The organism is Polaromonas sp. P1_F4, assembly GCF_056405675.1.
In genome coordinates this window covers 31,521-57,509 of record NZ_JBFUBP010000003.1, presented here as the reverse complement: position 1 = coordinate 57,509, position 25,989 = coordinate 31,521, and the positions used below count along the sequence as shown (strand labels likewise).

At 62.5% G+C, this 25,989-nt stretch carries 27 protein-coding genes; 8 read left to right on the top strand and 19 right to left on the bottom strand.

What is annotated here, in order from left to right; translation table 11 throughout:
• Positions 1–25 precede the first annotated feature (25 nt).
• The 7 genes from AC1DYQ_RS07825 (at position 26) to serA (ending at position 4,800) form a co-directional block, all read left to right on the top strand.
• Positions 26–799 (top strand): DUF1223 domain-containing protein, encoded by a 774-nt coding sequence (locus AC1DYQ_RS07825; RefSeq protein ID WP_477686320.1) that lies wholly within the window; start codon positions 26–28, stop codon positions 797–799.
• A 55-nt stretch (positions 800–854) separates the two neighbouring features.
• Positions 855–1,373: a GNAT family N-acetyltransferase gene (locus AC1DYQ_RS07820; RefSeq protein ID WP_477686319.1), complete on the top strand. Its 519-nt coding sequence runs from the start codon at positions 855–857 to the stop codon at positions 1,371–1,373.
• Positions 1,374–1,448: 75 nt separating this feature from the next.
• The gene (locus AC1DYQ_RS07815) at positions 1,449–1,799 is read left to right on the top strand and encodes a GlpM family protein (protein WP_477686318.1); all 351 of its coding nucleotides are present in this window, start codon (positions 1,449–1,451) and stop codon (positions 1,797–1,799) included.
• Positions 1,800–1,809: 10 nt separating this feature from the next.
• The gene (locus AC1DYQ_RS07810; RefSeq protein ID WP_477686317.1) at positions 1,810–2,322 is read left to right on the top strand and encodes a hypothetical protein; all 513 of its coding nucleotides are present in this window, start codon (positions 1,810–1,812) and stop codon (positions 2,320–2,322) included.
• Between the two features lie 37 nt (positions 2,323–2,359).
• Positions 2,360–2,845, top strand: coding sequence for a rod shape-determining protein (locus tag AC1DYQ_RS07805; protein ID WP_477686316.1), 486 nt, complete (start codon positions 2,360–2,362; stop codon positions 2,843–2,845).
• Positions 2,842–3,423: an MOSC domain-containing protein gene (locus AC1DYQ_RS07800; protein WP_477686315.1), complete on the top strand. Its 582-nt coding sequence runs from the start codon at positions 2,842–2,844 to the stop codon at positions 3,421–3,423. Before AC1DYQ_RS07805 ends, AC1DYQ_RS07800 begins: the two co-directional genes overlap by 4 nt.
• 147 nt (positions 3,424–3,570) lie before the next feature.
• On the top strand, positions 3,571–4,800 hold the full coding sequence (gene serA, locus AC1DYQ_RS07795) for a phosphoglycerate dehydrogenase (protein ID WP_477686314.1): 1,230 nt from the start codon (positions 3,571–3,573) through the stop codon (positions 4,798–4,800).
• Positions 4,801–4,954: 154 nt separating this feature from the next.
• Here serA and AC1DYQ_RS07790 read toward each other — a convergent pair whose 3' ends face one another.
• Positions 4,955–5,371, bottom strand: a complete 417-nt coding sequence (locus AC1DYQ_RS07790; protein ID WP_477686313.1) for a thioredoxin fold domain-containing protein — start codon at positions 5,369–5,371, stop codon at positions 4,955–4,957.
• Between AC1DYQ_RS07790 and AC1DYQ_RS07785 the strand changes: the two genes are divergently transcribed.
• Positions 5,358–5,567, top strand: a complete 210-nt coding sequence (locus tag AC1DYQ_RS07785) for a hypothetical protein (RefSeq protein ID WP_477686312.1) — start codon at positions 5,358–5,360, stop codon at positions 5,565–5,567. The two genes, AC1DYQ_RS07790 and AC1DYQ_RS07785, sit on opposite strands and share 14 nt — an antisense overlap.
• A gap of 27 nt (positions 5,568–5,594) precedes the next feature.
• On the opposite strand, the gene AC1DYQ_RS07780 is transcribed toward AC1DYQ_RS07785, so the two are convergent.
• The 18 genes from AC1DYQ_RS07780 to AC1DYQ_RS07695 form a co-directional block, all read right to left on the bottom strand.
• The gene (locus AC1DYQ_RS07780) at positions 5,595–6,434 is read right to left on the bottom strand and encodes an alpha/beta hydrolase family protein (protein ID WP_477686311.1); all 840 of its coding nucleotides are present in this window, start codon (positions 6,432–6,434) and stop codon (positions 5,595–5,597) included.
• Positions 6,434–7,339, bottom strand: a complete 906-nt coding sequence (locus AC1DYQ_RS07775) for an SDR family oxidoreductase (RefSeq protein ID WP_457280867.1) — start codon at positions 7,337–7,339, stop codon at positions 6,434–6,436. Before AC1DYQ_RS07775 ends, AC1DYQ_RS07780 begins: the two co-directional genes overlap by 1 nt.
• An 87-nt stretch (positions 7,340–7,426) precedes the next feature.
• Positions 7,427–7,897, bottom strand: coding sequence for a GNAT family N-acetyltransferase (locus AC1DYQ_RS07770; RefSeq protein ID WP_477686310.1), 471 nt, complete (start codon positions 7,895–7,897; stop codon positions 7,427–7,429).
• Positions 7,894–8,832, bottom strand: coding sequence for a glutathione S-transferase family protein (locus tag AC1DYQ_RS07765; RefSeq protein WP_477686309.1), 939 nt, complete (start codon positions 8,830–8,832; stop codon positions 7,894–7,896). Before AC1DYQ_RS07765 ends, AC1DYQ_RS07770 begins: the two co-directional genes overlap by 4 nt.
• A gap of 32 nt (positions 8,833–8,864) precedes the next feature.
• A complete protein-coding gene (locus AC1DYQ_RS07760) occupies positions 8,865–10,505 on the bottom strand; it encodes an isovaleryl-CoA dehydrogenase (protein ID WP_477686308.1) in 1,641 nt (546 codons plus the stop codon).
• A gap of 24 nt (positions 10,506–10,529) precedes the next feature.
• Positions 10,530–11,546, bottom strand: coding sequence for an NADP-dependent oxidoreductase (locus AC1DYQ_RS07755; protein WP_477648417.1), 1,017 nt, complete (start codon positions 11,544–11,546; stop codon positions 10,530–10,532).
• Between the two features lie 108 nt (positions 11,547–11,654).
• Positions 11,655–12,104, bottom strand: coding sequence for a PaaI family thioesterase (locus tag AC1DYQ_RS07750; RefSeq protein ID WP_477686307.1), 450 nt, complete (start codon positions 12,102–12,104; stop codon positions 11,655–11,657).
• Positions 12,105–12,129: 25 nt separating this feature from the next.
• On the bottom strand, positions 12,130–12,921 hold the full coding sequence (locus AC1DYQ_RS07745) for an SDR family oxidoreductase (protein WP_477648415.1): 792 nt from the start codon (positions 12,919–12,921) through the stop codon (positions 12,130–12,132).
• A 187-nt stretch (positions 12,922–13,108) separates the two neighbouring features.
• On the bottom strand, positions 13,109–13,339 hold the full coding sequence (locus AC1DYQ_RS07740; RefSeq protein WP_477686306.1) for a hypothetical protein: 231 nt from the start codon (positions 13,337–13,339) through the stop codon (positions 13,109–13,111).
• Complete coding sequence (locus AC1DYQ_RS07735; protein ID WP_477686305.1) at positions 13,339–15,201, bottom strand: acyl-CoA dehydrogenase; 1,863 nt, start codon at positions 15,199–15,201, stop codon at positions 13,339–13,341. The genes AC1DYQ_RS07740 and AC1DYQ_RS07735 overlap by 1 nt, the downstream gene beginning before the upstream one ends.
• Positions 15,202–15,292: 91 nt before the next feature.
• Complete coding sequence (locus AC1DYQ_RS07730; RefSeq protein WP_477686304.1) at positions 15,293–16,468, bottom strand: acetyl-CoA C-acyltransferase; 1,176 nt, start codon at positions 16,466–16,468, stop codon at positions 15,293–15,295.
• Positions 16,469–16,514: 46 nt separating this feature from the next.
• On the bottom strand, positions 16,515–18,623 hold the full coding sequence (locus AC1DYQ_RS07725; protein WP_477686303.1) for a 3-hydroxyacyl-CoA dehydrogenase NAD-binding domain-containing protein: 2,109 nt from the start codon (positions 18,621–18,623) through the stop codon (positions 16,515–16,517).
• Between the two features lie 207 nt (positions 18,624–18,830).
• Positions 18,831–19,526: an ABC transporter ATP-binding protein gene (locus AC1DYQ_RS07720; protein WP_074574254.1), complete on the bottom strand. Its 696-nt coding sequence runs from the start codon at positions 19,524–19,526 to the stop codon at positions 18,831–18,833.
• Positions 19,526–20,296, bottom strand: a complete 771-nt coding sequence (locus AC1DYQ_RS07715; RefSeq protein WP_477686302.1) for an ABC transporter ATP-binding protein — start codon at positions 20,294–20,296, stop codon at positions 19,526–19,528. The genes AC1DYQ_RS07720 and AC1DYQ_RS07715 overlap by 1 nt, the downstream gene beginning before the upstream one ends.
• A gap of 105 nt (positions 20,297–20,401) precedes the next feature.
• Positions 20,402–21,694, bottom strand: a complete 1,293-nt coding sequence (locus tag AC1DYQ_RS07710; RefSeq protein WP_477686301.1) for a branched-chain amino acid ABC transporter permease — start codon at positions 21,692–21,694, stop codon at positions 20,402–20,404.
• 8 nt (positions 21,695–21,702) lie between these two features.
• Positions 21,703–22,656, bottom strand: coding sequence for a branched-chain amino acid ABC transporter permease (locus tag AC1DYQ_RS07705; protein WP_477648409.1), 954 nt, complete (start codon positions 22,654–22,656; stop codon positions 21,703–21,705).
• 112 nt (positions 22,657–22,768) lie between these two features.
• A complete protein-coding gene (locus AC1DYQ_RS07700; protein WP_477666042.1) occupies positions 22,769–24,016 on the bottom strand; it encodes a branched-chain amino acid ABC transporter substrate-binding protein in 1,248 nt (415 codons plus the stop codon).
• Positions 24,017–24,341: 325 nt separating this feature from the next.
• The gene (locus AC1DYQ_RS07695; protein WP_477686300.1) at positions 24,342–25,964 is read right to left on the bottom strand and encodes a 3-(methylthio)propionyl-CoA ligase; all 1,623 of its coding nucleotides are present in this window, start codon (positions 25,962–25,964) and stop codon (positions 24,342–24,344) included.
• Positions 25,965–25,989: the final 25 nt, after the last annotated feature.

Here is a 25,989-nt window from a genome sequence, read left to right as displayed (position 1 = left end):
GGTCTGCAAATCCACGGAGACCCTCATGCTGCACACCGCGCCCCCACGGCCTTCCCGCCGCAACACCCCGCTGATCATCGCAATCGTCCTGATGGCATCGACGTCCAGCGCGTTGTCCGCACAAAACGCTTGTGCCATCAGCTCAGGGCCGACCATCACGCCGGTTGTTGAGCTGTATACCTCTGAGGGCTGCAGCTCCTGCCCGCCCGCTGACAAATGGGCATCGTCGCTGAAAGGCAGTGGGGCCGTGGTGCAAGCCTTTCATGTCGGCTACTGGGACTACATCGGCTGGGTTGACCGTTTTGCCGCGCCCGCCTACACCAGCCGGCAACGCGAAATAGCGTCCAGGAACAATCTGCGCGGCATCTATACACCGCAGGCCGTACTCAACGGCAAAGACTGGCCTCGCTGGGGTGGCAGGCCTGCCGACAGCAAGGAACCCGCGCGCGCCAGCATCGTGCTCAGGCAACTCGGCCCGGACCAGTTTGAAGCCAGTGTCACCCCGCTGCCCGCACCGCAGGTGTCACCGTCCTGGTCAGCCTACTGGACCGTCACTGAGCATGGGCACAACTCCAAAGTGAAAGCCGGTGAAAACGCCGGAGAAGTTCTCAAACACGATTTCGTTGTGCGCCAGTACACCCAGGCTGGGGAATATAAAAGCAGTGAAACCGGGCCGCAAAAGCTGACCTTTCGCAGTATTGCTGCAACCCAGGGCCATGAGCGCCAGGTGAACCTGGTGGTGTTTGACCCTCAAACCGGCAAGACCTTGCAGGCCGTCAGCCTTCAATGCACCGCCTGACGCACCGCACAGGCGGGGGCAACGCGAGGCCTCGGGCTTGCCGCACAATGGCGCAATGGATTCCCCGCAATCACCGCCCTGCGCTCCTCCGCTGGCTTTGCGATCACCCGGGGCCGCCGACTATGCGGCGCTGGCCACATGGGTCCAGGACGCCGGCACCTGCCTGCGCTGGGCCGGCCCCAAGCTGAAGTTTCCGTTTGAGCCCGAGCGGCTCTCGGTACTGCTGGCTGAACCCGGTGCCTTCAGCTTTGTCATGAGCCGGGGCCCGGCAGAGGCGCTGGGCTTTGGGCAGTTCTGGGTGCGTGAGGCAGGTGCTGCCCATCTGGCCCGCATCATCCTGGCGCCCCACGCGCGCGGCCGGGGCCAGGGTTCAACACTGTGCAGGCTGCTAATGGCCCAGGCGGCCAGTGACACCGGTGCCACAGCTTTCACACTGCGCGTGTACCGGGACAACCATCCCGCGCTGACCACTTACGAAGGCCTGGGTTTTGCGGTGGTGCCTGAGCTTTCGAGCGACCGCATTTTTTCCATGCGCAGGGAAGTGCAGAACGGCACGCAGACGATACAGGACTGAGGGCGCCGATAGTGCCCTTCGATAAACTGTTGATCCGTGCGGCCGCATCCTTGCATTCCTTTTTCTTTTCCATCCATGCTTTCACTTTTTCTTAAATGCCTGCTGGGCGCGTTTGCCGTGCTGGTCATTGCCCTTCTTTCCCGGTCGCGCAGCTTTTTCATCGCCGGGCTGGTGCCGCTCTTTCCCACCTTTGCATTGATTGCGCACTACATCGTGGGTAGCGAGCGCTCCGCGGCAGACCTTCGCACCACAGCCCTGTTTGGCCTGTGGTCCCTCATACCCTACGCGGTTTACCTGCTGGTGGTGTATTGGCTCAGCGTGCGTGCGGCACTGACCGTGACACTCGCCTGCGCGACCCTGGCCTGGGTGGTGGCAGCGGGCGTGCTGCTGTTCGGCTGGGGCCGCGCCTACCCTTCGGCGCTTTGAGGAAAACGGCATGAACAGGCTCAAAAAAGTGCTCCGGGCAGTTCTTCTTGCCCCCGTCGCGCTGTTTTTGCTGTTTGAAGAATGGGGCTGGGAGCCGCTGGCCGCCGGCTTTGCAGCACTGGGGCGCCTGCCCTGGTGGGGGCGGCTGGAGCGCTGGATCACCCGCTTGCCGCCCTGGGCTGCGCTGCTCGCCTTCGGCGTGCCGGTGCTGGCGCTGATCCCGCTGAAGCTGCTGGCGCTTTACCTGTTTGGTCTCGGCCACGTCACTGTCGGCCTGGCGCTGATACTGGCGGCCAAACTCACCGGAACCGCGCTGGCCGCACGCCTCTTTCAGCTGACCCAGCCTGCACTCATGCAAATGCCGTGGTTCGCGCGGCTCTACACCCCCTGGAAAGCCTGGAAGGACAAAATCATGGCCCAGGCCAGGGCGTCGTTGCCATGGCGCATGGCCCGCCGTTTCAAGACGCGGGTCAAGCTGGCAGCTGCGCGGCTCCTGGCCGCACTGAAAGCCGTATTGTCATGAGCGCCAGGCTCACTGAATTCAACCGCAGCCCTTGACCATGTTCGACTTCATCACGCCACCTTTGTACATCCGCCTGTCGCCTTACCGGCTGACGGTGCGCAATGTAAAAACGGGTGCTTTCATTTCCGAAGTGCCCGAAATTGCGATTTCCCGCAGCCCCAAGCCCAAAGTGCTGGGTGCGGGCAATGACGCTGCCATGCATAGATCGAGCAAGTCGGCACAGGTCATCAATCCTTTCAGCCACCCGCGCTCCATGGTGTCCGACTTCGCACACGGTGAGCAGGTACTGAAGGCCTTCGTCCGGAAACTTCAGGCCAGCCACGTGCTGGCTCCCGCGCCCCGTATGGTGTTCCATCCTCTGGGCGAGCCCGCAGGTGGTTTCACCCAGGTGGAAATACGGGCCTTCCGTGAGATGGCCCTGGGGGCCGGCGCTTCAGAAGTCACCATGTGGCAGGGCCCGGAATTGACAGATGAGCAGGTGCTGTCGCGCAGCTACCCTTCCGCGGGACAGGTACTGGAATGACCGCAACCGCTGGCACGGGCATCAGTGACCTGCGCGCGCTCACGCGGCAATTCCCCCACCAGGGGCGGCTTGAGCAAATTTTGCTGAGGCCCGCCCGCCGAAACCCGGTGCTCGGCGTTGCAACCGTGACGGCGCTGGCCGGCCGTGGGCTGGAAGGCGACCGGAGCGCGGCGGCGCCCGCCATTCGCCCGGAAAGCAGCAAACGCCAGGTCACCCTGATCCAGGCCGAGCACCTTGCTGTACTGGCGGCGCTGATGCGGCTTGGCACGGTGGATGCCGCGAGCCTTAGGCGCAACCTGGTGGTCTCGGGCCTGAATCTGCTGGCGGCGAAATCCCTTTTCAGGGACCAGCCCATGGTGCTGCACATCGGCGACGTGGTGCTGGAAATCACCGGCCCGTGCGAACCCTGCTCGCGCATGGAGGAAGTGCTGGGCGCTGGCGGCTACAACGCCATGCGCGGCCATGGCGGGCTGACGGCGCGTGTGCTGCAGGGCGGTTTACTGCGCCTGGGGGATGCCGTTGTCTGTGAACCTGCCAAATCCGATCGGGAGTCTCTAATTCAACCGCTATTGATTTGATAGCTGCTTGCGCCCGGCCAGTAATGCCCGGGGCCATTTTTGGCATTATTCAAGGTCTCGAATCCCGCCGCCCAACCGCGTACCAGCACGGGTATTTCGCTTCCCTCATACTTGTTCCTCATCCACTTTTTGGCGCAGCGGCTTTTCATGAACAAAACTTCGGTCGACAAGCAAAAAATCAAATTCCTGTTGCTCGAGGGCATTCACCCCTCCGCGGTGGAAGTTCTCAAGGCGGCAGGTTACTCGCAGATCGAAAGCCTGGCCGGAGCGCTGCCCGATGACGAACTCAAGGCCAAAATCGCCGACGCGCATTTTGTCGGCATCCGCTCCCGCACCCAGCTCACTGCCGATGTGTTTGCCCAGGCCGGCAAGCTGGCGGCGGTCGGCTGCTTTTGCATCGGCACCAACCAGGTCGACCTGAACGCCGCCCGCGAACGCGGCATTGCGGTGTTCAACGCGCCTTTCTCCAACACCCGCTCCGTGGCTGAGCTGGTATTGGCCGAGGCCATTTTGCTGCTGCGCGGCGTGCCCGAGAAAAGTGCCGTGGCGCACCGCGGCGGCTGGCTCAAGTCGGCCGAAAACGCCTACGAAATCCGCGGCAAAACACTGGGCATCGTCGGCTACGGCTCCATCGGCACGCAGCTGTCGGTGCTGGCCGAAGCGCTGGGCATGCAGGTCGTGTTTTTTGACGTAGTGACCAAGCTGCCGCTGGGCAATGCCCGGCAGGTGGCTCAGCTCAAGGACCTGCTGGCCCAGTCCGACGTGGTGAGCCTGCACGTGCCCGAAACCCAGGCCACCCAATGGATGATGGGCGCGGCCGAGATCGCTGCGATGAAGCCCGGCAGCGTGCTGATCAACGCCTCACGCGGCACGGTGGTGGAAATTGAACCGCTGGCCGAGGCGCTGAAGCAAAAAAGGCTGCTGGGTGCCGCAATCGATGTGTTTCCAGTGGAGCCGCGCAGCAACAAGGACATGTTTGAATCACCCCTGCGCGGCCTCGACAACGTGATCCTGACGCCGCATGTGGGCGGCTCGACCATGGAAGCGCAGGAAAACATCGGCATCGAAGTGGCCGAAAAGCTGGTGAAGTACAGCGACAACGGCACCTCGACGTCTTCCGTCAACTTCCCCGAAGTGGCATTGCCGGCTCACCCTGGCAAGCACCGCCTGCTGCACATTCACCGCAATGTGCCAGGCGTGCTGTCGGAAATCAACAAGGTGTTTGCGGCCAACGGCATCAACATCGCGTCGCAGTACCTGCAGACCAACGAGGCTGTGGGCTACGTGGTAATCGACATTGACGCAGCGCATTCCGACATCGCACTGGCCAAGCTGGCCGAGGTGCCTGGCACGATTCGCAGCCGGGTTCTGTTTTGAACCGGGGCTGAACCCGGACTCAATTCGGACCCATCCAGGCTGTGCCGAACGCTATCAAATAAATAGCTGGCCGCGCCCGGTCTTATTGGGGTTTAGCCACTTTTTCCTCGAAAAAACAGGCACAAATCTACTGTGCCGGCCCGTCTGGCAGGCCTTACGGTGCCTGTAAGCCCAGCAAAGTGGCAAGCGCGGGAGTTGACAAGGAACCCTCCTGCGATACCGTGGCGCCGGTCTGGGCATGGGTTCCGACGATGGCCGGAACAGAGGCAAGCCCAAGCCGCTTCATCAGCTCGGTGTTTTTGTTGACGGCTTCCTTCTGCGCGTCGATGTTGCTCGCCGCGCTGATGCCGCCGCGCCGGGCCAGGAAGGACGCTTCATGCTCGTCCATTGCGGCCACTGGGTCGCCGGCCGCCAGCAGGGTAGCGCCCTGAGCGGTACTGGCGGCGTTGAGAAGGCTGACAGGAATCCAGACAAACTTGGCCTGCGACTTCAGCGGCTTTGCCGCTTCCCAGAGTGCGCCGCAGTGCGGACATTGCGCGTCAAAAAATACATACACCGTGCGCCTGCTCATCAATGCACCGGCCGCAAAACCTTTGGCGCCGGCCTCGATGGCCGCTGTGGATATCGGCTCGCTGGTCTTTGCTGATGAATTGCCAGGCGCATCATTGCAGCCGGCAGACAGCAAGCTGGCCGCCAGAACAGCAGCCAGGGAAAGTCGGGACAGGAGTTTGGGCATCATCGAAGGCCGTGAAAACGGCTGTGAATAAGAGATGGCCAAGGATAGCGCAGCGGCGCTATTTCGACAGCCTTCCGGCCAATTCCCCGGCCAGCATGAAGAACTCCGGCGCGCGCTGCACCGACACGTGGGTGGCGTTCATCGCATACGTGACCCGGGTTTTGACGCCGCGCGCCTGCAGCGCCCTGACATAGGCCTCGCTGAACTGGGGCAAGGTGTTTTCGTCCTTGTTGCCCACCACCACGCTGATCTGCGTATCCGGGCTGATTTTCTCCGCTTCAGCCAGGGGTGAAAGGCTGCGGCTCCAGGCGCCGGCCTTGCCCGCAGAGCTGCTCCGCCATTGCCGCCATGCCGGCACGTCGCAGGGGCAGGCGGCCAGCAAATAGGCGTCGGCACTGCCGGGAAAGCGGCTGGCGACCAGCGCCGCCATGGCTGCGCCACCCGAATGGCCGATCAGCAGGATTTTTTTGCCGGGGTTGAGGCTGCGCAGGCTGCCCAGCGCGGCAGCAATGATTCCGGCGTTGCGGGGTGTGTAGTCGTCGTCCCCGGGGCCGGACTCGCCGTCCGATACGCCCAGATCGCTGCGGTAGCCGGGCCGCTGCATCGCCACGGTGACGGCCTGGAGCTTTTCGGCAAGCAAGGCTGCTGTGCCGCTGTCCGCTTTCAACTCCGTGCGCCCGCCGTTGTCGCCGTGCAGAAAGACGACCAGTACCCTGGGTGTGATGCGGGACGTCTGGCCAGGCGCCAGCTTGCGGATGACAAGGCATTGCCGGGCGTCCCCTGCCCGTTCAATGCCGTCGGCAAGTTTTCCGTCGGGGCACTTCACCGGTTGTGCCAACGCGCCTGCCCCCGCCAGCCCAAGCAGCAGGCCGGCCCAAGCAAGGCAGCCGCGGCGCATCAGGCTCCGCGCAACGCGGCTTTCAGTTGCTGGCCAATTTCGGGCTTGTCGGCAAACGGATCCGTCGGGTTGCGTGCCTGCAGCACGTCTTCAAGCCGTGTCTGCACAGAGTTGATGGCTTTGGGGTGGCTATAGATGTAGAACTGGTTCTTTGCGATGGCGTCAAACACCAGTTTCGCCACATCGGCGGCGCTCACCTTGCCGGAGCCGACCGCCTTGCCTGTCATGGCCTGCTGGATCATCTGGCTCCTGGTGGGCTTTTCCGCGCCGAGTTCAGCCGGCCGGTTGCGGTGGCTCATGCCGATGCCTGTAGCCACAAAGAAGGGGCAGAGCACCGAAGCGCCAACCTGATCGGTCACAAGGCCCAGGTCCTGGTACAGGGTTTCGCTGAGCGCCACCACGGCATGTTTGCTCACGTTGTAGACGCCCATGTTCGGCGGGTTCAGCAGCCCGGCCATGCTGGCGGTGTTGACGATGTGGCCTTGCCAGGATGGGTCTTTGGCGGCTGCTTCCAGCATCATCGGCGTGAAGATGCGTACGCCGTGGACCACGCCCATGACGTTGACGCCCAGCACCCATTCCCAGTCCTTGACGCTGTTTTCCCAGATCAGGCCGCCGGATCCGACGCCGGCGTTGTTGAAGACGAAATGCGGCGCGCCGAAGCGCTCGAACACGGCCTTGCCCATGGCCTCCATCTGCGCGGCGCTGGAGACGTCAAGTTTGAAGGACAGCACCTGGGCGCCGGCGGCCTTCATCTCCTCGGTGGCCTTGTCCAACGCGTCCTGCTGCACGTCGACCAGCACCAGGTTCATGCCCAGTTTGGCGCCCAGGCGCGCGCATTCCAGGCCGAAGCCCGAGCCCGCGCCGGTCAGCACTGCGGTTTTACCTTTGAAGTCCGTGATCATTTTGGGGAGTCCTTGATGGCTGGAATGGGAAAATTGTCCGTGAGGCAAGGCGTCTCAGCTGTCACTCTGGGAACTTGAGGCAACTGTTCAGGCAATCCGCAACATCTCGATGTGCGGTATGCCGTCCTCGATGTAGGGCTGGCCGGTATTGGCAAAACCGTGCTGCAGGTAGAACTGCTCAAGCCGTGCCTGTGCGCCTATGCGGATGGGTTGAGGGCCCCAGTGTTGCTGCAAACGGCCAACGGCCTCTTTCATGAGCACATGGCCAATGCCACTGCCGCGCGCTGAAGCATGTGTGACCACGCGGCCTATGCTGGCCTCCGCAAACTTCACGCCCGCGGCGAAGCAGCGTGCATAGGCCATCAGCCGACCTTCCCTCGTGCCCAGCAGATGCATGGCCTGCATGTCGGCGCCGTCCATGTCCTGGAAGCTGCAGGCCTGCTCGACCACAAACACTTCGCTGCGAAGCTGCAACATCTCATAAAGCTCAAGGGTGGTTAGCGCACCAAAGGGAAGAAAACGCCAGGAAATAACGGAAGTGCCGGAGATGCTGCTCATGCCGGGGTTGCAGCCTTCAGGGTGTAACCGATGCGCGGGAAATGCACATGCACGGTGCCGGCACGCGCATCGGTTCGGCGCAGCGTGTAGTGCATGCGGGTGGCGGCGATCAGCTCGCCCTCGGTGGGTTCCGGGCCAAAACTCTCGCCGCTGACCAGCACCTGGCTGCCCAGCGCAATGCCGTGCTCGTCCTGGAACAGGTCGTCATGCAGCGGCGCCGGCGTGGATGCGGCGGCCAGCGCCACAGCTTCGGCCGAACTGAACTTTTCAATGCCGCCATGGCCGATGGCGGCCATGCGGTCCATCCATTCCAGCACGGCCGGCGTGAGGTTCAGGATGCCCGCGAGCACCGGTGTTTGCACCCGCGTGAACCACAGCGGGTGGTACATCGCGAAATCGGCGATGCAGGGCACGTCGCCCAGCAGAAAAGGCCGGTCGTCGAGCATGTCCGAAATCCGCCGCAGATAGGACTTGTAAGCCGCGGCGGCGTCGCTGGCGCGCAGGCGCGGCATGCCCGTGCTCATGGCCTTGCGGTCTTCGCCGAAGGCGCGGGCGGCTTCAGGTGGCGCTTTTTCAAAAATCTGGGCCACGCCCTTGGGCTGCGTGTTGTAGGCCATGGAGGTCCAGAACAGCGTGTTGTCGGCCCAGTGCGCGAGCGTGCGCGCCAGACCCTTGCTGGGCTCCGGGTACACCGAAGGCTCGGGCTGCAGGTGTTCCAGTACGTCGCTGATCAAGGCGGTGTCGCAATAAATGTCGGCGCCGATTTGCAGGATGGGTGTCTTGCGGTAGCCGCCGGTAAGCGCCACCACGTCGGGCTTGGGCATGATCATCGGGATGATGACGGACTTCCAGGGCAGGTTTTTGTAGCCCAGCATCAGGCGGGTTTTTTCGGCAAATGGCGATGTGGGGTAGTGGTGAAGAATCAGCTCGCTCATGGTGTCTCCGGGTGTTCTGGGTGTCTGGAAATTCAGCGGGGCATGGCCCGTGCGATGAGGGTGTCGAAATCGGTACTGGCGCCTAGCGTACCGAAAGCATGGCCCCAGTTGCCTGCAATGCGCGAGTCGCAAAAAGCGCTGAAGACGGCTGCGGGCGCGGTCTGGTACAGCAAGGCGGCCTGCACCGCCAGCGCCACGTCCTGCGCGAGCCGCCGTGCCTCCACTTCAGTCGCCATTTCTTCCACACGTGTTGGCAAGGCAGCGGCCAGCCGGTCCAGCGCCGGGTGCGCGCCTTTTGCGGCGGCAAGCTCCTGGTTCAGGGCCGCCACGGCGTCGGCTTTGCGCAGCGCGCGCAAAAGGTCCAGCGCCATGATGTTGCCCGCGCCTTCCCAAATCGAATTGAGCGGCATTTCGCGGTAAACGCGGGCCATGACGCCCTCGCCACCCTCCTCCACATAACCGTTGCCGCCCAGGCATTCCATCGCCTCCTGGGCGAAATGGCTGCCGCGCTTGCAGATCCAGAACTTGGCGACGGGTGTCAACAGGCGCGCCATGGCGGCCTCGTGGGCATCGCCCGGGCGATCAAAAGCCCGGGCCAGGCGCATTGCCAGTGCGGTCGCGGCTTCGGATTCAAGCGCGAGGTCGGCCAGCACGTTGCGCATCAGCGGCTGGTCGATGAGCAGCTTGCCAAAAGCTTTTCGCTGCGAGGTGTGGTTCAGCGCCAGGGCCAGCGCCTGCCGCATCAACCCGCTGGTGCCCAGCGCGCAGTCCAGCCGGGTCATGGTGCCCATTTCGAGTATCTGCGGAATGCCGCGGCCTTCGCCCCCGACCAGCCAGGCCTGGGCGTTTTCAAATTCCACTTCAGAGCTCGCGTTGGCCTTGTTGCCAAGCTTGTCTTTGAGGCGCTGGATGCGGATGGCGTTGAGGCCGCCGTCGGGCAGCACGCGCGGCAGGAAAAAGCAGGAAAGGCCACTTGGGGTTTGGGCCAGTACCAGGAAGGCGTCGCACATGGGTGCCGAGAAAAACCATTTATGGCCGGTGATGGCATAACGTTCACCCCAGCCGTCGCGGCCTGCGGGCTCAGCGCGCGTGGTGTTGGCCCGCACGTCGGAGCCGCCCTGTTTTTCCGTCATGCCCATGCCCATGGTGAGGCCGGCCTTGGCCTGCCATAGCTTGAGTTCGGGGTCATAGGCGCGGCTCGCCAGCTTGGGGCCCCAGTCGGCGTAGATGGCCGTGTTGCCACGCAGCGCGGGCGTGGCCGCGTAGCTCATGGAGATGGGGCACAGAATGGAGGGCTCGAGCTCGGTGAAAAGCATGAAGCCTGCTGCGCGCTGAACATGGGGAGATGGATTTTCTTCAGACCAGGGAGAGCCATGCAGGCCCGAGCCCGTCGCGAGCTTCATGAGCTCGTGATAGCCCGGATGAAACTCCACCTGGTCCACGCGACGGCCAAAACGATCATGGCTGTGCAACACAGGGCCATGAATGTTGGCCAGGCGCGCATGGGTCTGCATGGCGGTGCTGCCCAGCGTGTCGCCCAGCCGGCGTAGCTCGCCCGTATCCAGCGCTGGCGCATTGAATTTCAGCGCATCGCGCAGCGGGCGGTTGGTGTCAAACAGGTTGTAGTCCGACAGCGGTGCGGGCTGGTTGAAGACTTCATGCGTGGGGTTCATCGCAAACCTCCTGGTGTGCAAGGCTTAAATGAGCTTGACCAATTGCTTGCCGAAGTTCTTGCCTTTGAGCAGACCCAGAAATGCCTCGGGTGCCGCTTCAATGCCCTCTGCCACGCTTTCACGCGGGCGCAGCTTGCCGGTGCCCACCAGCGTGCCGAGTTCCTTGAGCGCTTCGGGCCAGACTTCCATGTGCTCAGCCACGATAAAGCCCTGCAGCTTGAGGCGGCTGGTCAAAATCAGCGCCGGGTAGGCCAACGGCATGGGCCGGCCGTCGTAGCCGGCGATCATGCCGCACAGCGCGATACGGCCGAAAGCGTTCATGCGCGGCAGCACGGCGTCCAGCACCATGCCGCCCACGTTTTCAAAGTAGCCATCAATGCCATCCGGGCAGGCGTCCTTGAGAGCCTTGGTCAGTGAAGCGGCATCGGCGTGCACTTTGTAGTCAATGCAGGCGTCGAAGCCGAGTTCATCGACGGCATATTTGCATTTGTCGGGGCCGCCTGCAATGCCGACGGCGCGGCAGCCGCGTGCCTTGGCGAGGGCGCCGAACGCGCTCCCCACGGCGCCGGTAGCGGCGCTGACCACCATGGTCTGCCCGGCTTGGGGTTCAATGATTTTCACCAGGCCGTACCAGGCGGTGACACCGGGCATACCGACCGCACCCAGGTAGTGCGACAGCGGTACGTGCGTGGTGTCCACCTTGCGCAGCGCGCCGGGCTGGTCGGCATTGACCACGCTGTATTCCTGCCAGCCGCCCATGCCGACCACCTTGTCGCCAGGCTGGAATTTGGGCGAGCGGCTTTCCACCACCTCGCCTGCCGTGCCGCCCAGCATGACCTGGCCGAGCGGATGCGGCGCGGCGTAGCTCTTGGCATCGCTCATGCGGCCACGCATGTAAGGGTCCAGGCTCAGGTAATGGTGGCGCACCAGCACCTGGCCATCTTGCAAAGGCGGCGTGTCGCTGGAGACCAGCATGAAGTTGCTGGCGACGGCCTCACCGGTGGGTCGGTTGTCGAGCAGGATTTGCTGGTTGATGGGCATGGAAGTCTCCTGTGTGTTGTCGGGAAAGGCAGGCGATTTGCTATTGATTTGATAGCTTCTTGCGCCCGTGCTTATTGGGATGGACTGTGATTTAACCAATACCTCGGTTCAATCGGTTGATATGCCGCCGCCGGGTAGATCCGGTGTGCCGGTGTTTTGGGCGGCGGTGGCAACCCGCCGCACGTACTTGAAGGTACCCGTGGAGTGCGCGCAGGCGCGGCCTTCGGCGTCATACAGCGTGGCTTCTGTAAACGCCATGGTGGTGCTGCGATGCATGAGCCGCCCCTTGGCTGTGAGCCGGCTGCCGTCACCGGGCGCCGGCCGCATGAAGCTGGTCTTCATCTCGATGGTGACCACGCCCATGTCTTTCTGTACGCTGCGCGCGGCCGTCGCCATGGTCACGTCCAGCAGCGTCATGATGGCGCCGCCGTGCGTCACGGCAAATGAGTTGAGGTGCTCGGGCCTGGGCGCATAACCAATGGCCGAGGCGCCGCCCTCAAACAGCTCGAGTTCAAAGCCGAGGTGGTTGACGAAAGGGATGTCGGCGCCGAAATTCATTAACTGTTCCCAGCCCATTTCTTGCTCACCCCCCGGTTACGACCGAAACGCCACCGTCCACCGCCAACCACTGGCCAGTGATGTGCTTGCCGGCGTCGGACGCATAGAGCACGCACAGGCCCTTCAGATCTTCGTCATCGCCCAGGCGGCCGAGCGGCGCATGCGAGGCGAGTTTTTCTTCGCCCAGCGCTTTCAGCGTGCCCACGGTCATCCGGCTCGGGAAAAAGCCCGGGCAAATTGCATTGACGGTGATGTTGTACTTGCCCCATTCGCAGCCCAGCGCGCGCGTGAAGTTGATGACGGCGCCCTTGGAGGTGTTGTAGGCCACGGTGGTCATCTCGCGCGGGTTGCCGCCCAGGCCGGCGATGGAGGCCACGTTGATAATGCGGCCGGACTTGCGGGCGATCATGCTGTGCTTGGCGATGTGCTGGCTCAGGATGAAATAGCCGCGGATGTTGAGGTTCATGACCTTGTCCCAGGCTTCGACCGGGTGGTCTTCCGCGGGTGCGCCCCAGGCGGCGCCGGCGTTGTTGACCAGGATGTCGACATGGCCCAGGCGTTTGATGGCTTCGTCGGCCAGCGCCCGGATGTCTTCTTCTTTGGAGCAGTCGGCGGCGATCCAGTCGACGTCGATGCCGGCAGCTTTCAACTCGGCAGCAGACTCGATCAGGTCTTCGGCCTTGCGCGAACTCAAAATGACTTTGGCGCCCGCCTCGCCCAGCGCCTGAGCCAGTTGCAGGCCCAGGCCGCGCGAGCCGCCGGTCACGAGTGCGGTTTTGCCTTTGAGGTCAAACAGTTGCTGGATGGTACGGGTCATGAAAGCGGTCTCCTGTTGGGTGTCATCGGGCTTGCCGGTCGCCGCATCGGGACTTCCGGCAAGGATGGGGTTGCGAATAATCTGTCAGTTTTGGCCGTGGGTTCAAAGCCGGGCGCGACGGTCTGCCATATTGGCACAACATCAGGGGCCTTGCAGGCTGCGCTGTCGTGGTGGCGACTTCCGGCCGCTACGAACTGACGTTGATGCGGGAGCGCACGTAAATGAGCACCGCGCCGGCCGCCGCCACAATGCCGCCCAGCACCACCATGGACCAGCCGATGGCATCGTCCAGGCGCTGAACCGACAAGCCCAGAACCAGCGTCAGCAGCCCGCCGTAGATCAGGACCCAGATCAGGGTCTGCAAGCGAGCCACGGCCTTGTTGGAAACAGGGTCAGCGGACGGTTTGAAAAAAGCCATTAAAACGCCTCCTCGGGTAAATCGGCACAGGTCAGGTCGCGGGTTTCAACGACCTTGAGCCATGCGCCGATTTTGGGTAATTCGTAATGATAAAAATAGCGTGTAGCGCCCATCCGTCCTGCGTGAGCCGCTATCGAATTAGTAGCAGGCTGCTGCAATGCCAGGCTGGCCAGCGCCACGTCCAGCCAGATCCACGCCAATACGGTGTGGCCGAAGGCCTGCATGTAGGGTACCGCATTGGCCAGCGCCTGGCCGGGTTCGCCCGTGGCCCAGGCCGCCTTGGTGGCGCTGCCCACATGCTGCAATGCCTTGGCCAGTGCGTTGGCATGGGCGGCGAGTTCAGGCACCTGAATCGCCTTTTCAACCGTGGCGTTGATACGCGCTGCCAGCAATTGCAATCCCCTGCCCCCTTCCATCAGCACTTTGCGGCCCAGCAAATCCATGGCCTGGATGCCGTGCGTGCCTTCATGGATCATGTTCAGGCGGTTGTCCCGCCAGTACTGCTCGACCGGAAAGTCGCGCGTGTAGCCGTAGCCGCCGTGTACCTGGATGGCCAGTGAATTGGCCTCCAGGCACCATTCGCTGGGCCAGCTTTTGGCGATGGGTGTCAGCACTTCGAGCAGCAGGCGTGCGTCGTCGGCGGCCTGCGCGTCGGCCGTGTGGTGTTCATCGACCAGGCGGGCGCAGTACAACTCCAGCGCCAGCGCGCCTTCGCAGTATGCTTTTTGCGCCAGCAGCATGCGCTTGACGTCGGCGTGCTCGATGATGCGGATCTGCGGCTGGGAGGCGTCTTTGCCCACGGCACCGGTGCCGTTTTTAGAACCTCCGCCGACGGGCCGGCCCTGCGGCCGGTTTTTGGCGTAATCGAGGCTGGCGTAATAACCCGCCATGCCCAGCATCGTGGCGGCAGTGCCCACGCCGATGCGCGCCTCGTTCATCATGTGGAACATGCAGCGCAGGCCTTCGTGTGGTTTGCCCACCAGGTAGCCGACCGCGCCGGCCTGGCCGTCCACCGGGTACTTGCCTTCGCCGAAGTTGAGCAGCGTGTTGGTGGTGCCGCGCCAGCCCAGCTTGTGGTTCAGGCCCGCCAGCGCCACGTCGTTGCGCACGCCGGTGAGTTCGCCTTGGGTATCGACCATCTTCTTGGGCACGATAAAAAGCGAAATGCCGCGCGTGCCGGCGATCAGCTTGCCGTCAGGCCCCGGTATCTTGGCCAGCACCAGGTGGATGATGTTGTCGGTCAGCTCGTGCTCGCCGGCCGAGATCCACATCTTGTTGCCCTTGAGGCGGTAGCGTGGCCCCAGCGGGTCGGCCTCAAAGCCGTCGCCATCCGGAACGGCGCGTGTTGTCACGTCGCTGAGCGAGGAACCGGCCTGCGGTTCGGACAAACACATGGTGCCGGAGAAGCGGCCGGAGAACTCGTTCCTGGCGAAGACTTCCTTCTGCATGTCGGTGCCGTGCACCATCAGCAAATTGGCATTGCCCGTGGTCAAAAGCCCCGAGCCAATGCTGACCGAGGCCATGGCGAAGAAGGCATTGGCTGCAGCCTCCACCGTGTAGGGCAACTGCATGCCGCCGACTTCATAGTCCTGCGCGGCGCTGAGCATGCCCGAGGCGGCATAGGCCTTTTGCGCGTCGTGCGTGGCTTGCGGCAGGATGACTTTTTCGCCGTCAAAGTGCGGCTCCTGCGTGTCCACTATGCGGTTGAAAGGCGCGTATTTCTCGCGCGCGATGCGCTCGCAGGTGTCGAACACCGCGTCGAAAGTCTCGCGCGAATGGTCGGCGAAACGCGCGCGCTGGTTCAGCGACTCGGCGCCCAGCCATTGGTAAAGCAGAAAGTCCAACGTGGGCCGAAGGCTCATGACGGGCTCCCCGTCACAAGAGACGAAGGCAAGGCAGGAAACGCCTGCCCTTTCTGAAGGAGCAGGGTTTCATTCATGGTGGCTGCCCGGTTTAGAGAACTTCGTAAATGCCGGCTGCGCCCATGCCGCCGCCAATGCACATGGTCACGCAGACGCGCTTGGCGCCGCGGCGTTTGCCTTCGATCAACGCATGGCCGGTCAGGCGCTGGCCGGTCACGCCGTAGGGGTGGCCGACGGCGATCGCACCGCCGTTGACGTTGAGCTTGTCCATCGGGATGCCCAGCTTGTCGGCGCAGTACAGCACCTGCACGGCAAAGGCTTCATTCAGCTCCCACAGATCGATGTCGCTGATCTTGAGGCCCAGCTTGGCCAGTACCTTGGGAATCGCGAAGACGGGGCCAATGCCCATCTCGTCAGGCTCGCAGCCGGCAACCGCGAAGCCAAGGAAGCGGCCCAGGGGCTTGAGGCCTTTCTTTTCGGCCAGGGTTTCGTTCATCACAACCACGGCGCCGCCGCCGTCGGAGAACTGGCTGGCATTGCCGGCGGCGATCACGCCGCCAGGAATGGCCGGCTTGATGCCGCTGATGCCTTCCTTGGTCGTGCCTTCGCGTATGCCCTCGTCCTTGCTGACGGTGACCTGCTTGGTGGAGAGGCCCATGACCTTGTCGGCCACGCCGGCCGTCACGGTGATCGGTGCGATCTCGGCTTCAAAGAGGCCCGCAGCCAGCGCGGCCGTAGCCTTTTGCTGGCTCAGCGCACCGTACTCGTCCATGCGGTCGCGCGAGATGTTGTAGCGCTTGGCGACCTGCTCGGCCGTCTGCAGCATGTTCCAGTAAATCTCGGGCTTGTTCTTGGCCAGCCAGCTTTCCTGCAACATGTGGGTGTTCATTTCCTGCTGCACGCAGGAGATGCTTTCGACACCGCCGGCCACGTAGATGTCGGCTTCGCCGGCGATCACGCGCTGGGCCGCCAGGGCGATGGTCTGCAGGCCGGATGAACAGAAACGGTTGACTGTCATTCCCGATACCGTCACCGGGCAGCCAGCGCGCAGGGCGATCTGGCGTGCGATGTTGGCGCCGGTGGCGCCTTCGGGCGTGGCGCAGCCGATGATCACGTCATCGACTTCGGCAGCCTCGATGCCGGCGCGCTTGAGCGCGTGCTCGACGGCATGGCCGCCCAGGGTGGCGCCGTGCGTCATGTTGAAGGAACCCTTCCAGCTTTTGGCCAGGGGTGTGCGTGCGGTGGAAACGATTACTGCTGAAGTCATGGAATTCTCCGGATTCTGGGGCGTTGATGTGTGCGGTCTGCTGGACTTAGGTAGACAGGTTGAAGGTCTTGCCTTCAGCCGCAAGCTTGGCCAGCAGGGGCGCGGGCTTCCAGAATTTGGCGTCGTCCAGCGGGTTCTGCGCGAAGCGGTTCATGCTTTGCACCACATTGAAGAGGCCGACCTGGTCGGCGTACAGCATGGGGCCGCCGCGGTAGACCGGGAAGCCGTAACCCATGATGTAGACCATGTCGATGTCGCTGGCCTTGGAGGCAATGCCCTCTTCCAGGATGTGCGCGGCTTCATTGACCAGCGAATACACCAGGCGCTGCACGATTTCCTCGTCGGAAATCTTGCGTGGCGTGATGCCCAAACTGGCGCGGTGGTCTTCAATCATCTTGACGACTTCGGCGTTTGGAATGGCGTCGCGCTTGCCGGGCACGTAGTCATACCAGCCGGCGCCGGTCTTCTGGCCAAAGCGGCCTTTCTCGCACAGCAGGTCGGCCGTTTTGCTGTACTTCATGTCCGGCTTTTCGGTGTAGCGGCGCTTGCGGATGGCCCAGCCGATGTCGTTGCCGGCCAGGTCGCCCATGCGGAAGGGGCCCATGGCAAAGCCGAATTTCTCGATCGCCTTGTCGACCTGTTCGGGCGTGCAGCCTTCGTCGAGCAGGAATCCGCCCTGGCGGCCGTACTGCTCGATCATGCGGTTGCCGATAAAGCCGTCGCACACGCCGGAAACGACCGCCGTTTTCTTGATCTTCTTGCCCACGGCCATCACGGTGGCCAGCACGTCCTTGCCGGTCTTGGCGCCGCGCACGACTTCCAGCAGCTTCATCACGTTGGCCGGGCTGAAGAAATGCAGACCAACCACGTCTTGCGGGCGCTTGGTGAAGTCGGCGATTTTGTTGACGTCCAGCGTCGAAGTGTTGGACGCCAGTATGGCGCCCGGCTTCATCACGCGGTCCAGTTCTTTAAAGACCTTTTCCTTGACGCCCATCTCCTCAAACACAGCCTCGATCACCAGGTCGGCATCTTTGAGGTCGTCGTAGCTCAACGTGGTGCTGAGCAAGCCCATGCGCTGGTCGTATTTGTCCTGCTTGAGCTTGCCCTTCTTGACCTGGGCCTCGTAGTTCTTGCTGATGATGCCGAGGCCTTTGTCCAGGGCCTCCTGCTTCATCTCGAGAATCTTGACCGGGATGCCGGCGTTGAGGAAATTCATCGCAATGCCGCCGCCCATGGTGCCGGCGCCGATCACGGCCACCGAATTGATCTCGCGCTTGGGCGTGTCTTCCGGCACGTCGGGTATCTTGGAGGCCGCACGTTCAGCCATGAAGATATGGCGCAGCGCGCGGCTTTCGGGTGTCCACATCAGGTTGATGAAGCACTCGCGCTCAAAAGTCATGCCGTCTTCGAATTTCTTCTTGGTTGCGGCTTCGACCGCATCCACGCACTTCAGCGGCGCGGGGAAATTCTTGGCCATGCCCTTCACCATGTTGCGGGCGAACTGGAAATAAGCGTCGCCATTGGGGTGCTTGGCTCGCAGGTCACGCACTAGCGGCAATGGCCGGGTGTCGGAAATCGATTGGGCAAAGGCCAGGGCTTCCTGGGCCAGCGATTCGGGCGAGGCAGCAAGCTTGTCGAACAGTGTCTGACCGGGGATTTGCGCGAGCAGTTCGCTCTTGACCGGTTCGCCGCTCACGATCATGTTCAGGGCCGGCTCCACGCCGAGCACGCGCGGCAGGCGCTGCGTGCCGCCGGCGCCGGGCAACAGGCCGAGCTTGACTTCAGGCAAGGCCACGTTGGTGCCGGGCGCGGCGATGCGGTAGTGGCAGCCCAAGGCCAGTTCCAGGCCACCGCCCATACAGACGGAGTGGATCGCGGCGACGATGGGCTTGCCGGAATTCTCGACCGCACGGATCACGCTCAGCAGATTGGGTTCGATCAGCGCCTTGGGCGTGCCGAACTCCTTGATGTCGGCGCCGCCCGAAAAGGCTTTGCCTGCGCCGGTGATCACGATGGACTTGATGGCAGCATCGGCATTGGCCTTCTGGATGTTGTCGGTCAGGCTCAGGCGCGTGGCGTGGCCCAGGCCGTTGACGGGTGGGTTGCTCAGCGTGATGAGCGCGACGGGGCCGTGAACTTCGTAAAGGGTGGTCATGCAGTGCTTCTTTCCTTGATGGGAGTTTCAGTTTTCAGTTGTCTCGGCTGGCGCTGCGGCCCGGCACGCGCTGGTCGGGCGTACAAAAAAGTACGACCGTTCTTTTTCCATTGTAGGGGCCGTTTGTGACGGCACAAGGCCCTGCGTGGGCTGTTCAGTCTATTTTTGTCCCGGCGGTGACATAACCGGGGCAATTAACACAGGGTTTTACACCTCGAGCCACTCTTTGCGGATGTACGCATCGGCCCGCAGGCTGTCGGGGGTGCCGTCAAACACGATGCTGCCGTGGCCCATGACCAGCGCGCGATCGGAAATCGCCATGGCAATCGTCAGCTTCTGCTCGATCAGCAGCACCGAGATGCCCTTGGCCTTGAGCGTTTGTAAATACTGTCCCACCAGTTCGACGATTTTGGGCGCCAGGCCTTCGGTGGGCTCGTCAATGATGATGAGATCCGGGTCGCCCATCAATGTGCGGCACAGCGTGAGCATCTGCTGCTCGCCGCCCGAGAGCACGCCAGCTTCGGTGTGCTGGCGTTCGCGCAGCCGGGGGAACATCTGGTACATGTCTTCAAACGACCAGCGCGAGCCCTTGCCAGAGCCCTTCTGGCCCAGCAGCAGGTTCTGGTGCACCGTGAGCTTGGGAAAGATGTCGCGGTTTTCCGGCACATAGCCTATGCCGAGGTGGGCGATCTGGTAGGCCTTCTTGCCGACGATCTCCTGCTTTTTCCAGAGGATGGAGCCCTGGCAGTCGACAAGGCCCATGATGGCCTTGGCCGTAGTGGAGCGCCCCGAGCCGTTGCGGCCCAGCAAGGCGACGATCTGGCCGGGCTGCACGTCGAAATGCACGCCATGCAGCACGTGGCTTTTGCCGTAGAAGGCGTGGAGGTTCTGGATATGGAGCATTAGTGGCCTCCTGCCTGCGCATCTGCGACCGGAGAGCCGAGGTAAGCCTCTTGCACCCGTTGGTCTGCGCGCACGGCTTCCGGCGTGTCATAGGCAATGATTTCGCCGTACACCACCACCGCAATCTTGTCGGCCAGGCCGAAGACCACGCCCATGTCGTGCTCCACCGTCAGCAGGGTCTTGCCCACAGTGACTTCCTTGATCAGGTTGATAAAGCGGCTGGTCTCTGACCGGCTCATGCCGGCCGTGGGTTCGTCGAGCAGGATGACATTGGCACCACCGGCGATCGTGATGCCGATTTCGAGCGCGCGCTGCTCGGCGTAGGTCAGGTTGGTGGCCAGCACGTCGCGCTTTTTGTCGAGCTTGATCATGGCCATCAACTCGTCGGCGCGCTGGTTGGCGTCGTCCAGGTCGGCCAGGAAGCGAAAGAAGGTGTACTTGTAGCCCAGGCTCCACAGCACACCGCAGCGCAGGTTTTCAAATACGCTGAGCTTGGGGAAGATATTGGTGATCTGGAAGCTGCGCGACAGACCCAGCCGGTTGATTTCAAACGGCTTTTTGCCGTCGATGCGCTGGCCGTTGAGCAACACTTCGCCGCTGGTGGGCTCAAAACGGCCGCTGATGAGATTGAACAGCGTGGACTTGCCCGCACCGTTGGGCCCGATGATGGCGACGCGCTCGCCGGCGTTCACCTGCAGGTTGGTGCCACGGATGATTTCGGTTTTGCCGAAGCTCTTGCGCAGGTCCTTGAGCTCAAGTGAGTAGGTCATATTAGCCTCCCCACCAGCCGGGGCCGCGGAACCGGCTTTGCCGGGCCGCAGGCGCAGCGCCCCCTCGGGGGGTAGCGTTTACACGAAGTGAATTAGCGTGGGGGCTCACAATAGTTCCCTCCGCTTGATTTCTTTTTCAATGTCATTCTGGATTTCGCCCCATTGGGCGAGGAATTGCCGACGTGTGAGCTCGAACAGACCTAGCCCGGTGGCCAGCACAAAACCCGCGCCCAGCCAGCTGTTGAGGTTGGTCGCATTGAGGCGCACGCCCATGAAGCCGAGTTCGGGACCCAGGGCCGCGTTGAGCTGCAGGTGGTAAATCATTTCCACCATGGCCGCCGCGCCGGCCAGTGCAGTGAGCGCTGTTATGGCCAGTCCCAGGTAGCCCACCCACAGCTCCCTGAGCTTGCCGAAGGACGCCACGCGCAGATTCATCATGATCAGGCTGGCGATGCCGCCGGGCGCATACATCACCATGAAGAGGAAGATCAGGCCTACGTAGAGCAGCCACGCCATGGACAGCTCGGACAACAGGATCAGCGCCAGCACCAATAGGCCGGCGCCGATTATGGGGCCGAAGAAGAAGGTCGCGCCGCCCAGAAAGGTGAACAGCAGCAGGCTGCCCGAACGCACACCACTCACGACTTCCGCGGTAACGATTTCAGAATTGATGGCAGCCAGCCCACCGCCTATACCGGCGAAGAAACCGGCAATGATGAAGGCGTAGTAGCGCACGCGCTGCGTGTTGTAGCCGATGAACTCCACGCGCTCGGGATTGTCACGCACCGCGTTCAGGATGCGGCCCAATGGCGTGCGGGTAAAGGCAAACATGGCCGCCGTGCAGATGAAGCAATAAAAGGCGATCAGGTAATAGACCTGGATCTGCGGGCCGAAGCTGATGCCGAAGACCGGCTTGCCGTAAGCCCGGTTGGTGGTGATGCCGCCCTCGCCGCCGAAGAACTCGGGGAACATCAACGACATGGCAAACACCAGCTCGCCCACGCCCAGGGTGATCATGGCAAAGGTGGTGCCGGCTTTCTTGGTGGTGACGTAGCCCAGCAGCGCAGCAAAGAACAGACCCGACAAGCCACCCACCAGCGGAATCAGCGTCAGCGGTATGTAGAAGCTGCCTTTGGTGGCCAGATTCATCGCGTGCACGGCCAGGAAAGAACCCAGCCCGGCATAGACCGCATGGCCGAAACTGAGCATGCCGCCCTGCCCCAACAGGATGTTGTAGCTCAGGCAGATGATGACCAGGTAACCGGCCTGCGACAGCATGGTGAGCGCCAGGCTGCTTTTGAACATCAGCGGCGCGACGATGAGCAGCAGCGCGTACAGCGACCACAGCAGCCAACGGCCGACGTTATAGGGTTTGAATTGGTGGTAAGCGGTGGACATGTGGCGACTCATCCTTCCCGTGTACCAAGCAAGCCCTTGGGCCTGAAGATAAGAATGAGCACCAGAAACAGGAACGGCAGGATGGGCGCCACCTGCGAAATGGTGAGCTTGAGCAAGGGGTAGCCGAAAGTTTCAGGCGTCACGGTGTAGCTGAATTTGGCGAGCAGGGTCATCAACGACTGGTCCATCGCGACCGCAAAAGTCTGAATCAGGCCGATGAGCAGCGACGCCAGGAATGCACCGCTGAGCGAACCCATGCCGCCCACCACCACGACCACAAAGATGATGGCGCCGACCGAGCCGGCCATGGCGGGCTCCGTCACAAAGGTGTTGCCGCCTATGACGCCGGCCAGGCCCGCCAGCGCCGCACCGCCGCCAAAGACCAGCATGAAGACGCGCGGCACGTTGTGGCCCAGCGCTTCCACCGTTTCCGGATGGGTGAGCGCGGCCTGTATGACCAGGCCGATGCGTGTGCGCGTGAGCAGCAGCCAGATGCCAGCCAGCATGGCCAGCGAAATAAACATGATGAAGGCGCGCGACTTGGGAAAGTTGGTGCCGAACACCGTGAACAGCGGGCCCTGCAAACCCTCAGGCAACACATAGTTGACGGCCGAGCGGCCCCACACCAGTTGCACCAGTTCCAGCAACAGGTAGGACAGCCCGAAGGTGACCAGCAGCTCGGGGACATGGCCGAACTTGTGCACCTTGCGCAGGCAAAAGCGCTCAAAGGCCGCGCCCATCACAAACACCAAAAGCGGTGCCACCAGCAGCGACCACCAGAACCCGATGACCTGCGAGGTGCTGTAGGCAATGTAGGCGCCGACCATGTAGAAGGAGGCGTGCGCAAAATTGAGCACGCCCATCATGCTGAAGATCAGCGTCAGGCCGGAGCTCAGCATGAACAGCAGCAGCCCGTAGCTGAGGCCGTTAAGCAGGGAGATGGTGAAAAATTCCAAATTCATCAATGACCGCCTGAAGCTGGAAGGTAAAACAGATACGGGCAGAAAACCTGCCGGGATAAAGAAAAAGGCCCGAGTGGGTCGGGCCTTCGCCGGTCAAGCGGCCGCCAGGGCCTTAGCCCGGACGCTTCATCTGGCAAGAGGTAGGCGTGCTGGCCACATAGGGCTCATAGTATTTGACCGGCACAAAGGTGTAGCCGGTGTTCTCGGCATCGTAAGGGTATTTGCCGCCGGCTTTTTCCCACTTGTCGATGTAAAGGCCCTGCTGCAGCTGGTGGTCGGTCTTTCGCATCTCGACATCACCGTTGAAGCTCTTGAAGCGCAGGCCTTCCATGGCCTTGGCCACGACGGCCGGCTCGGTCGATTTTGTCTGCGCCATGGCTTCGGTCAGGATGGTGAAGGCATGGAAGATCGCGCCGGTGTAGAAGTCGTCGTTGAACTTCTTCTTGTAGTCTGCCTGGACCTGCTGGATCTCGCCGCCCATGTTGAGGTGGTTGTAGGACACCATATAGACCCGCCCGGCCGAGGCCGCGCCCAGGGCGGTCGGCGTGCCGGTGACGCCGGCGTAATAGGTGTAGAACTTGACGTTGTTCAGGCCCGCCTCGTTGGCGGCTTTCACCAGCAGCGAGAGGTCGGAGCCCCAGTTGCCGGTGATCACGGTGTCGGCACCCGACTGTTTGATCTTGGCGATGTAGGGCGCGAAGTCGCGCACCTGCGCCAGCGGATGAAGATCCTCGCCGACGATCTGGACGTCGGGGCGCTTGGAAGCCAGGTTGGCCTTGGCGAACTTGGCGACCTGCTGACCGTGCGAGTAGTTCTGGTTGATCAGGTAGACCTTCTTGATGTCCGGCTGGTCCTTCATGAAGGCCGTCAGGGCTTCCATCTTCATGGAGGTGTCGGCATCGAGCCGGAAGTGCCAGTAGTCGCACTTGCTGTTGGTCAGGTCCGGGTCCACCGCGGCGTAGTTGAGGTAGACAACTTCCTTGCCGGGATTGCGTTCGTTGTATTTGGACAGCGCATCCATGATGGCGAGCGCCGGGCCGGAGCCGTTGCCCTGCACCACGTAGCGCGCGCCCTGATCGATGGCCGACTTCAGCGCGTTGGTGGTTTCCTGCGGGCTGAGCTTGTTGTCGATGCCGATGATCTCGAACTTCACGCCGGCCTTGTTCTTCTTGCTGAACTGCTCGGCCAGGAACTGGAAGCCCTTGAGCTGGTTGGTGCCCACGGCCGCCATCAGGCCGGACAGTGGATCAAGCCAGGCGATCTTGACAGTCTGGTTCAGGTTGACGGCACCGGTGGCCGGTGCTGCAACTGCGGCTTTGGCCGGCGCTGCGGCCTTGGCGGGCGCCTGGGCCAGCGCCATGCCGCTGTAAAGCATGGAAGACACCGCCAGGGCGATGCCTGCATGCCGTGCGAAAAATCGGTTCTGGGTTGTCATCCCTTGTCTCCTGGAAATTGTATGAATGCGCGGTGAATCCGCAGAGGGAACCGGCAAAGGTTAGGTCAAATGATGTTGCACTGCGTCAGGGAATGCCCTAGCGCCATGTCACGGATGTGACCCCCACGCTTCTCGCTTCGCGTAGTGCGCTGCCCCCCCGAGGGGGCCGCTGCGCCTGCGGTCTGGCAAAGCCAGTCCCGCGGCCCCTGCTGATAAAGAGAAAGAGGAGCGTGCGCACTTTTATTTACGGTTATGGGAGTTTGTAATCCTTGAGCAGTTCGCGCAGCTTGGTCTTGAGCATCTTGCCGGTGGCGCCCAGGGGGATGGCGTCGACGAAGACGACGTCGTCGGGGATTTGCCATTTGGCGGTCTTGCCGTCGTAGAAGCGCAGCAGCTCGTCGCGCGTGACGTCCATGCCGGGCTTTTTCACGACCGCGATGATGGGGCGTTCATCCCACTTGGGATGGGCCACGCCTATGCAGGCAGCCATGGCGACGGCCGGGTGCGCCACGGCGATGTTCTCGATCTCGATGGAGCTGATCCATTCGCCGCCGGACTTGATCACGTCCTTGCTGCGGTCTGTAATTTGCAGATAACCATCGGCGTCTATGGTGCCGACGTCGCCCGTCGGGAACCAGCCGTCCACCAGCGGGTCACCGCCCTCACCCTTGAAGTATTCGCGCACAATCCACGGCCCCTTGACGTAAAGGTCGCCAAAGACCTTGCCGTCCCAGGGCAGTTCCTTGCCGTCGGCATCGACGATCTTCATGTCGACGCCATAGATGGCGCGCCCCTGCTTGAGGCGTATCTTCATTCTTTCTGCTTCCGGCAGTGCGTCGTGCTTGTTCTTGAGCGCGCACAGCGTACCCAGCGGGCTCATCTCGGTCATTCCCCAGGCATGCAGCACTTCCACACCGTAGTCTTCGCGGAAGGCATTGATCATGGCGGGGGGACAAGCAGAGCCGCCAATGACGGTGCGACGCAGGCTTGAGAACTTCAGCCCGGCAGGCTTCATGTGGGTCAGCAGCATCTGCCAAACGGTGGGTACGCCGGCGGCGTAAGTGACTTTCTCGGCCTCGATCAGCTCATAAATCGACTTGCCATCCAGTGCGGGCCCCGGAAATACCAGCTTCGCCCCAGTAAGCGCGGCCGAGTACGGAATGCCCCATGCATTGACGTGGAACATGGGCACAACCGGCAGGATGGCGTCGCGTGCGGAGATGCTCATGACGTCGGGCAGCGCAGCCGCATAGGCATGCAACGTGCTGGAGCGGTGGCTGTAGAGCGCGGCTTTGGGATTGCCCGTGGTGCCGCTGGTGTAGCACATGCTGGAGGCGGTGTTTTCGTCAAAACTGGGCCAGGCGTAGTCGGCGGTCTGGGCATCTATCCAGCTTTCGTAGCTTTGCAGGTTGGGCACGCCGGAATCCGCCGGCAACTGGTCGGCGTCGCACAGCGCGATGTAGTGCTTGATGGTCGGGCACCTGGCATGCACGGCTTGCACCAGTGGCAGAAAACTCAGGTCAAAGCACAGCACCTGGTCTTCGGCGTGGTTGGCGATCCAGGCGATCTGGTCCGGATGCAGGCGCGGGTTGATGGTATGCAGCACCCGGCCGGATCCGCTCACGCCGTAATAAAGCTCCAGGTGCCGGTAGCCGTTCCAGGCCAGCGTGGCAACGCGGTCGCTGAATGCGAGCTTCAGGCCGTCCAGTGCATTGGCAACCCGGCGTGCCCGATGGGCGACATCCTTGTAGGTGTAGCGATGCAGGTCGCCCTCCACGCGGCGCGACACGATTTCGGCGTCGCCATGGTGGCGCTCCGCAAATTCGATCAGGCCGGAAATCAGCAGCGGCTGGCTTTGCATTAACCCAAGCATCGGGAAGTCTCCATTGGTTAAATAG

Coding starts and splice junctions, on each gene's coding strand:
- AC1DYQ_RS07725 (WP_477686303.1), bottom strand. CDS start 18,623: ATGACCACCCTTTACGAAGTTCACGGCCCCGTCGCGCTCATCACGCTG.
- AC1DYQ_RS07705 (WP_477648409.1), bottom strand. CDS start 22,656: ATGAATTTGGAATTTTTCACCATCTCCCTGCTTAACGGCCTCAGCTAC.
- AC1DYQ_RS07765 (WP_477686309.1), bottom strand. CDS start 8,832: ATGAGCGAGCTGATTCTTCACCACTACCCCACATCGCCATTTGCCGAA.
- AC1DYQ_RS07715 (WP_477686302.1), bottom strand. CDS start 20,296: ATGACCTACTCACTTGAGCTCAAGGACCTGCGCAAGAGCTTCGGCAAA.
- AC1DYQ_RS07750 (WP_477686307.1), bottom strand. CDS start 12,104: ATGAATTTCGGCGCCGACATCCCTTTCGTCAACCACCTCGGCTTTGAA.
- AC1DYQ_RS07800 (WP_477686315.1), top strand. CDS start 2,842: ATGACCGCAACCGCTGGCACGGGCATCAGTGACCTGCGCGCGCTCACG.
- AC1DYQ_RS07815 (WP_477686318.1), top strand. CDS start 1,449: ATGCTTTCACTTTTTCTTAAATGCCTGCTGGGCGCGTTTGCCGTGCTG.
- AC1DYQ_RS07760 (WP_477686308.1), bottom strand. CDS start 10,505: ATGAACCCCACGCATGAAGTCTTCAACCAGCCCGCACCGCTGTCGGAC.
- AC1DYQ_RS07820 (WP_477686319.1), top strand. CDS start 855: ATGGATTCCCCGCAATCACCGCCCTGCGCTCCTCCGCTGGCTTTGCGA.
- AC1DYQ_RS07790 (WP_477686313.1), bottom strand. CDS start 5,371: ATGAGCAGGCGCACGGTGTATGTATTTTTTGACGCGCAATGTCCGCAC.
- AC1DYQ_RS07805 (WP_477686316.1), top strand. CDS start 2,360: ATGTTCGACTTCATCACGCCACCTTTGTACATCCGCCTGTCGCCTTAC.
- AC1DYQ_RS07745 (WP_477648415.1), bottom strand. CDS start 12,921: ATGACCCGTACCATCCAGCAACTGTTTGACCTCAAAGGCAAAACCGCA.
- AC1DYQ_RS07825 (WP_477686320.1), top strand. CDS start 26: ATGCTGCACACCGCGCCCCCACGGCCTTCCCGCCGCAACACCCCGCTG.
- AC1DYQ_RS07740 (WP_477686306.1), bottom strand. CDS start 13,339: ATGGCTTTTTTCAAACCGTCCGCTGACCCTGTTTCCAACAAGGCCGTG.
- serA (WP_477686314.1), top strand. CDS start 3,571: ATGAACAAAACTTCGGTCGACAAGCAAAAAATCAAATTCCTGTTGCTC.
- AC1DYQ_RS07730 (WP_477686304.1), bottom strand. CDS start 16,468: ATGACTTCAGCAGTAATCGTTTCCACCGCACGCACACCCCTGGCCAAA.
- AC1DYQ_RS07780 (WP_477686311.1), bottom strand. CDS start 6,434: ATGCGCCGCGGCTGCCTTGCTTGGGCCGGCCTGCTGCTTGGGCTGGCG.
- AC1DYQ_RS07735 (WP_477686305.1), bottom strand. CDS start 15,201: ATGAGCCTTCGGCCCACGTTGGACTTTCTGCTTTACCAATGGCTGGGC.
- AC1DYQ_RS07755 (WP_477648417.1), bottom strand. CDS start 11,546: ATGCCCATCAACCAGCAAATCCTGCTCGACAACCGACCCACCGGTGAG.
- AC1DYQ_RS07775 (WP_457280867.1), bottom strand. CDS start 7,339: ATGATCACGGACTTCAAAGGTAAAACCGCAGTGCTGACCGGCGCGGGC.
- AC1DYQ_RS07695 (WP_477686300.1), bottom strand. CDS start 25,964: ATGCTTGGGTTAATGCAAAGCCAGCCGCTGCTGATTTCCGGCCTGATC.
- AC1DYQ_RS07810 (WP_477686317.1), top strand. CDS start 1,810: ATGAACAGGCTCAAAAAAGTGCTCCGGGCAGTTCTTCTTGCCCCCGTC.
- AC1DYQ_RS07720 (WP_074574254.1), bottom strand. CDS start 19,526: ATGCTCCATATCCAGAACCTCCACGCCTTCTACGGCAAAAGCCACGTG.
- AC1DYQ_RS07700 (WP_477666042.1), bottom strand. CDS start 24,016: ATGGCGCTGGCCCAGGCGCCCGCCAAGGCCGCAGCGCCGGCCAAAGCC.
- AC1DYQ_RS07710 (WP_477686301.1), bottom strand. CDS start 21,694: ATGTCCACCGCTTACCACCAATTCAAACCCTATAACGTCGGCCGTTGG.
- AC1DYQ_RS07770 (WP_477686310.1), bottom strand. CDS start 7,897: ATGAGCAGCATCTCCGGCACTTCCGTTATTTCCTGGCGTTTTCTTCCC.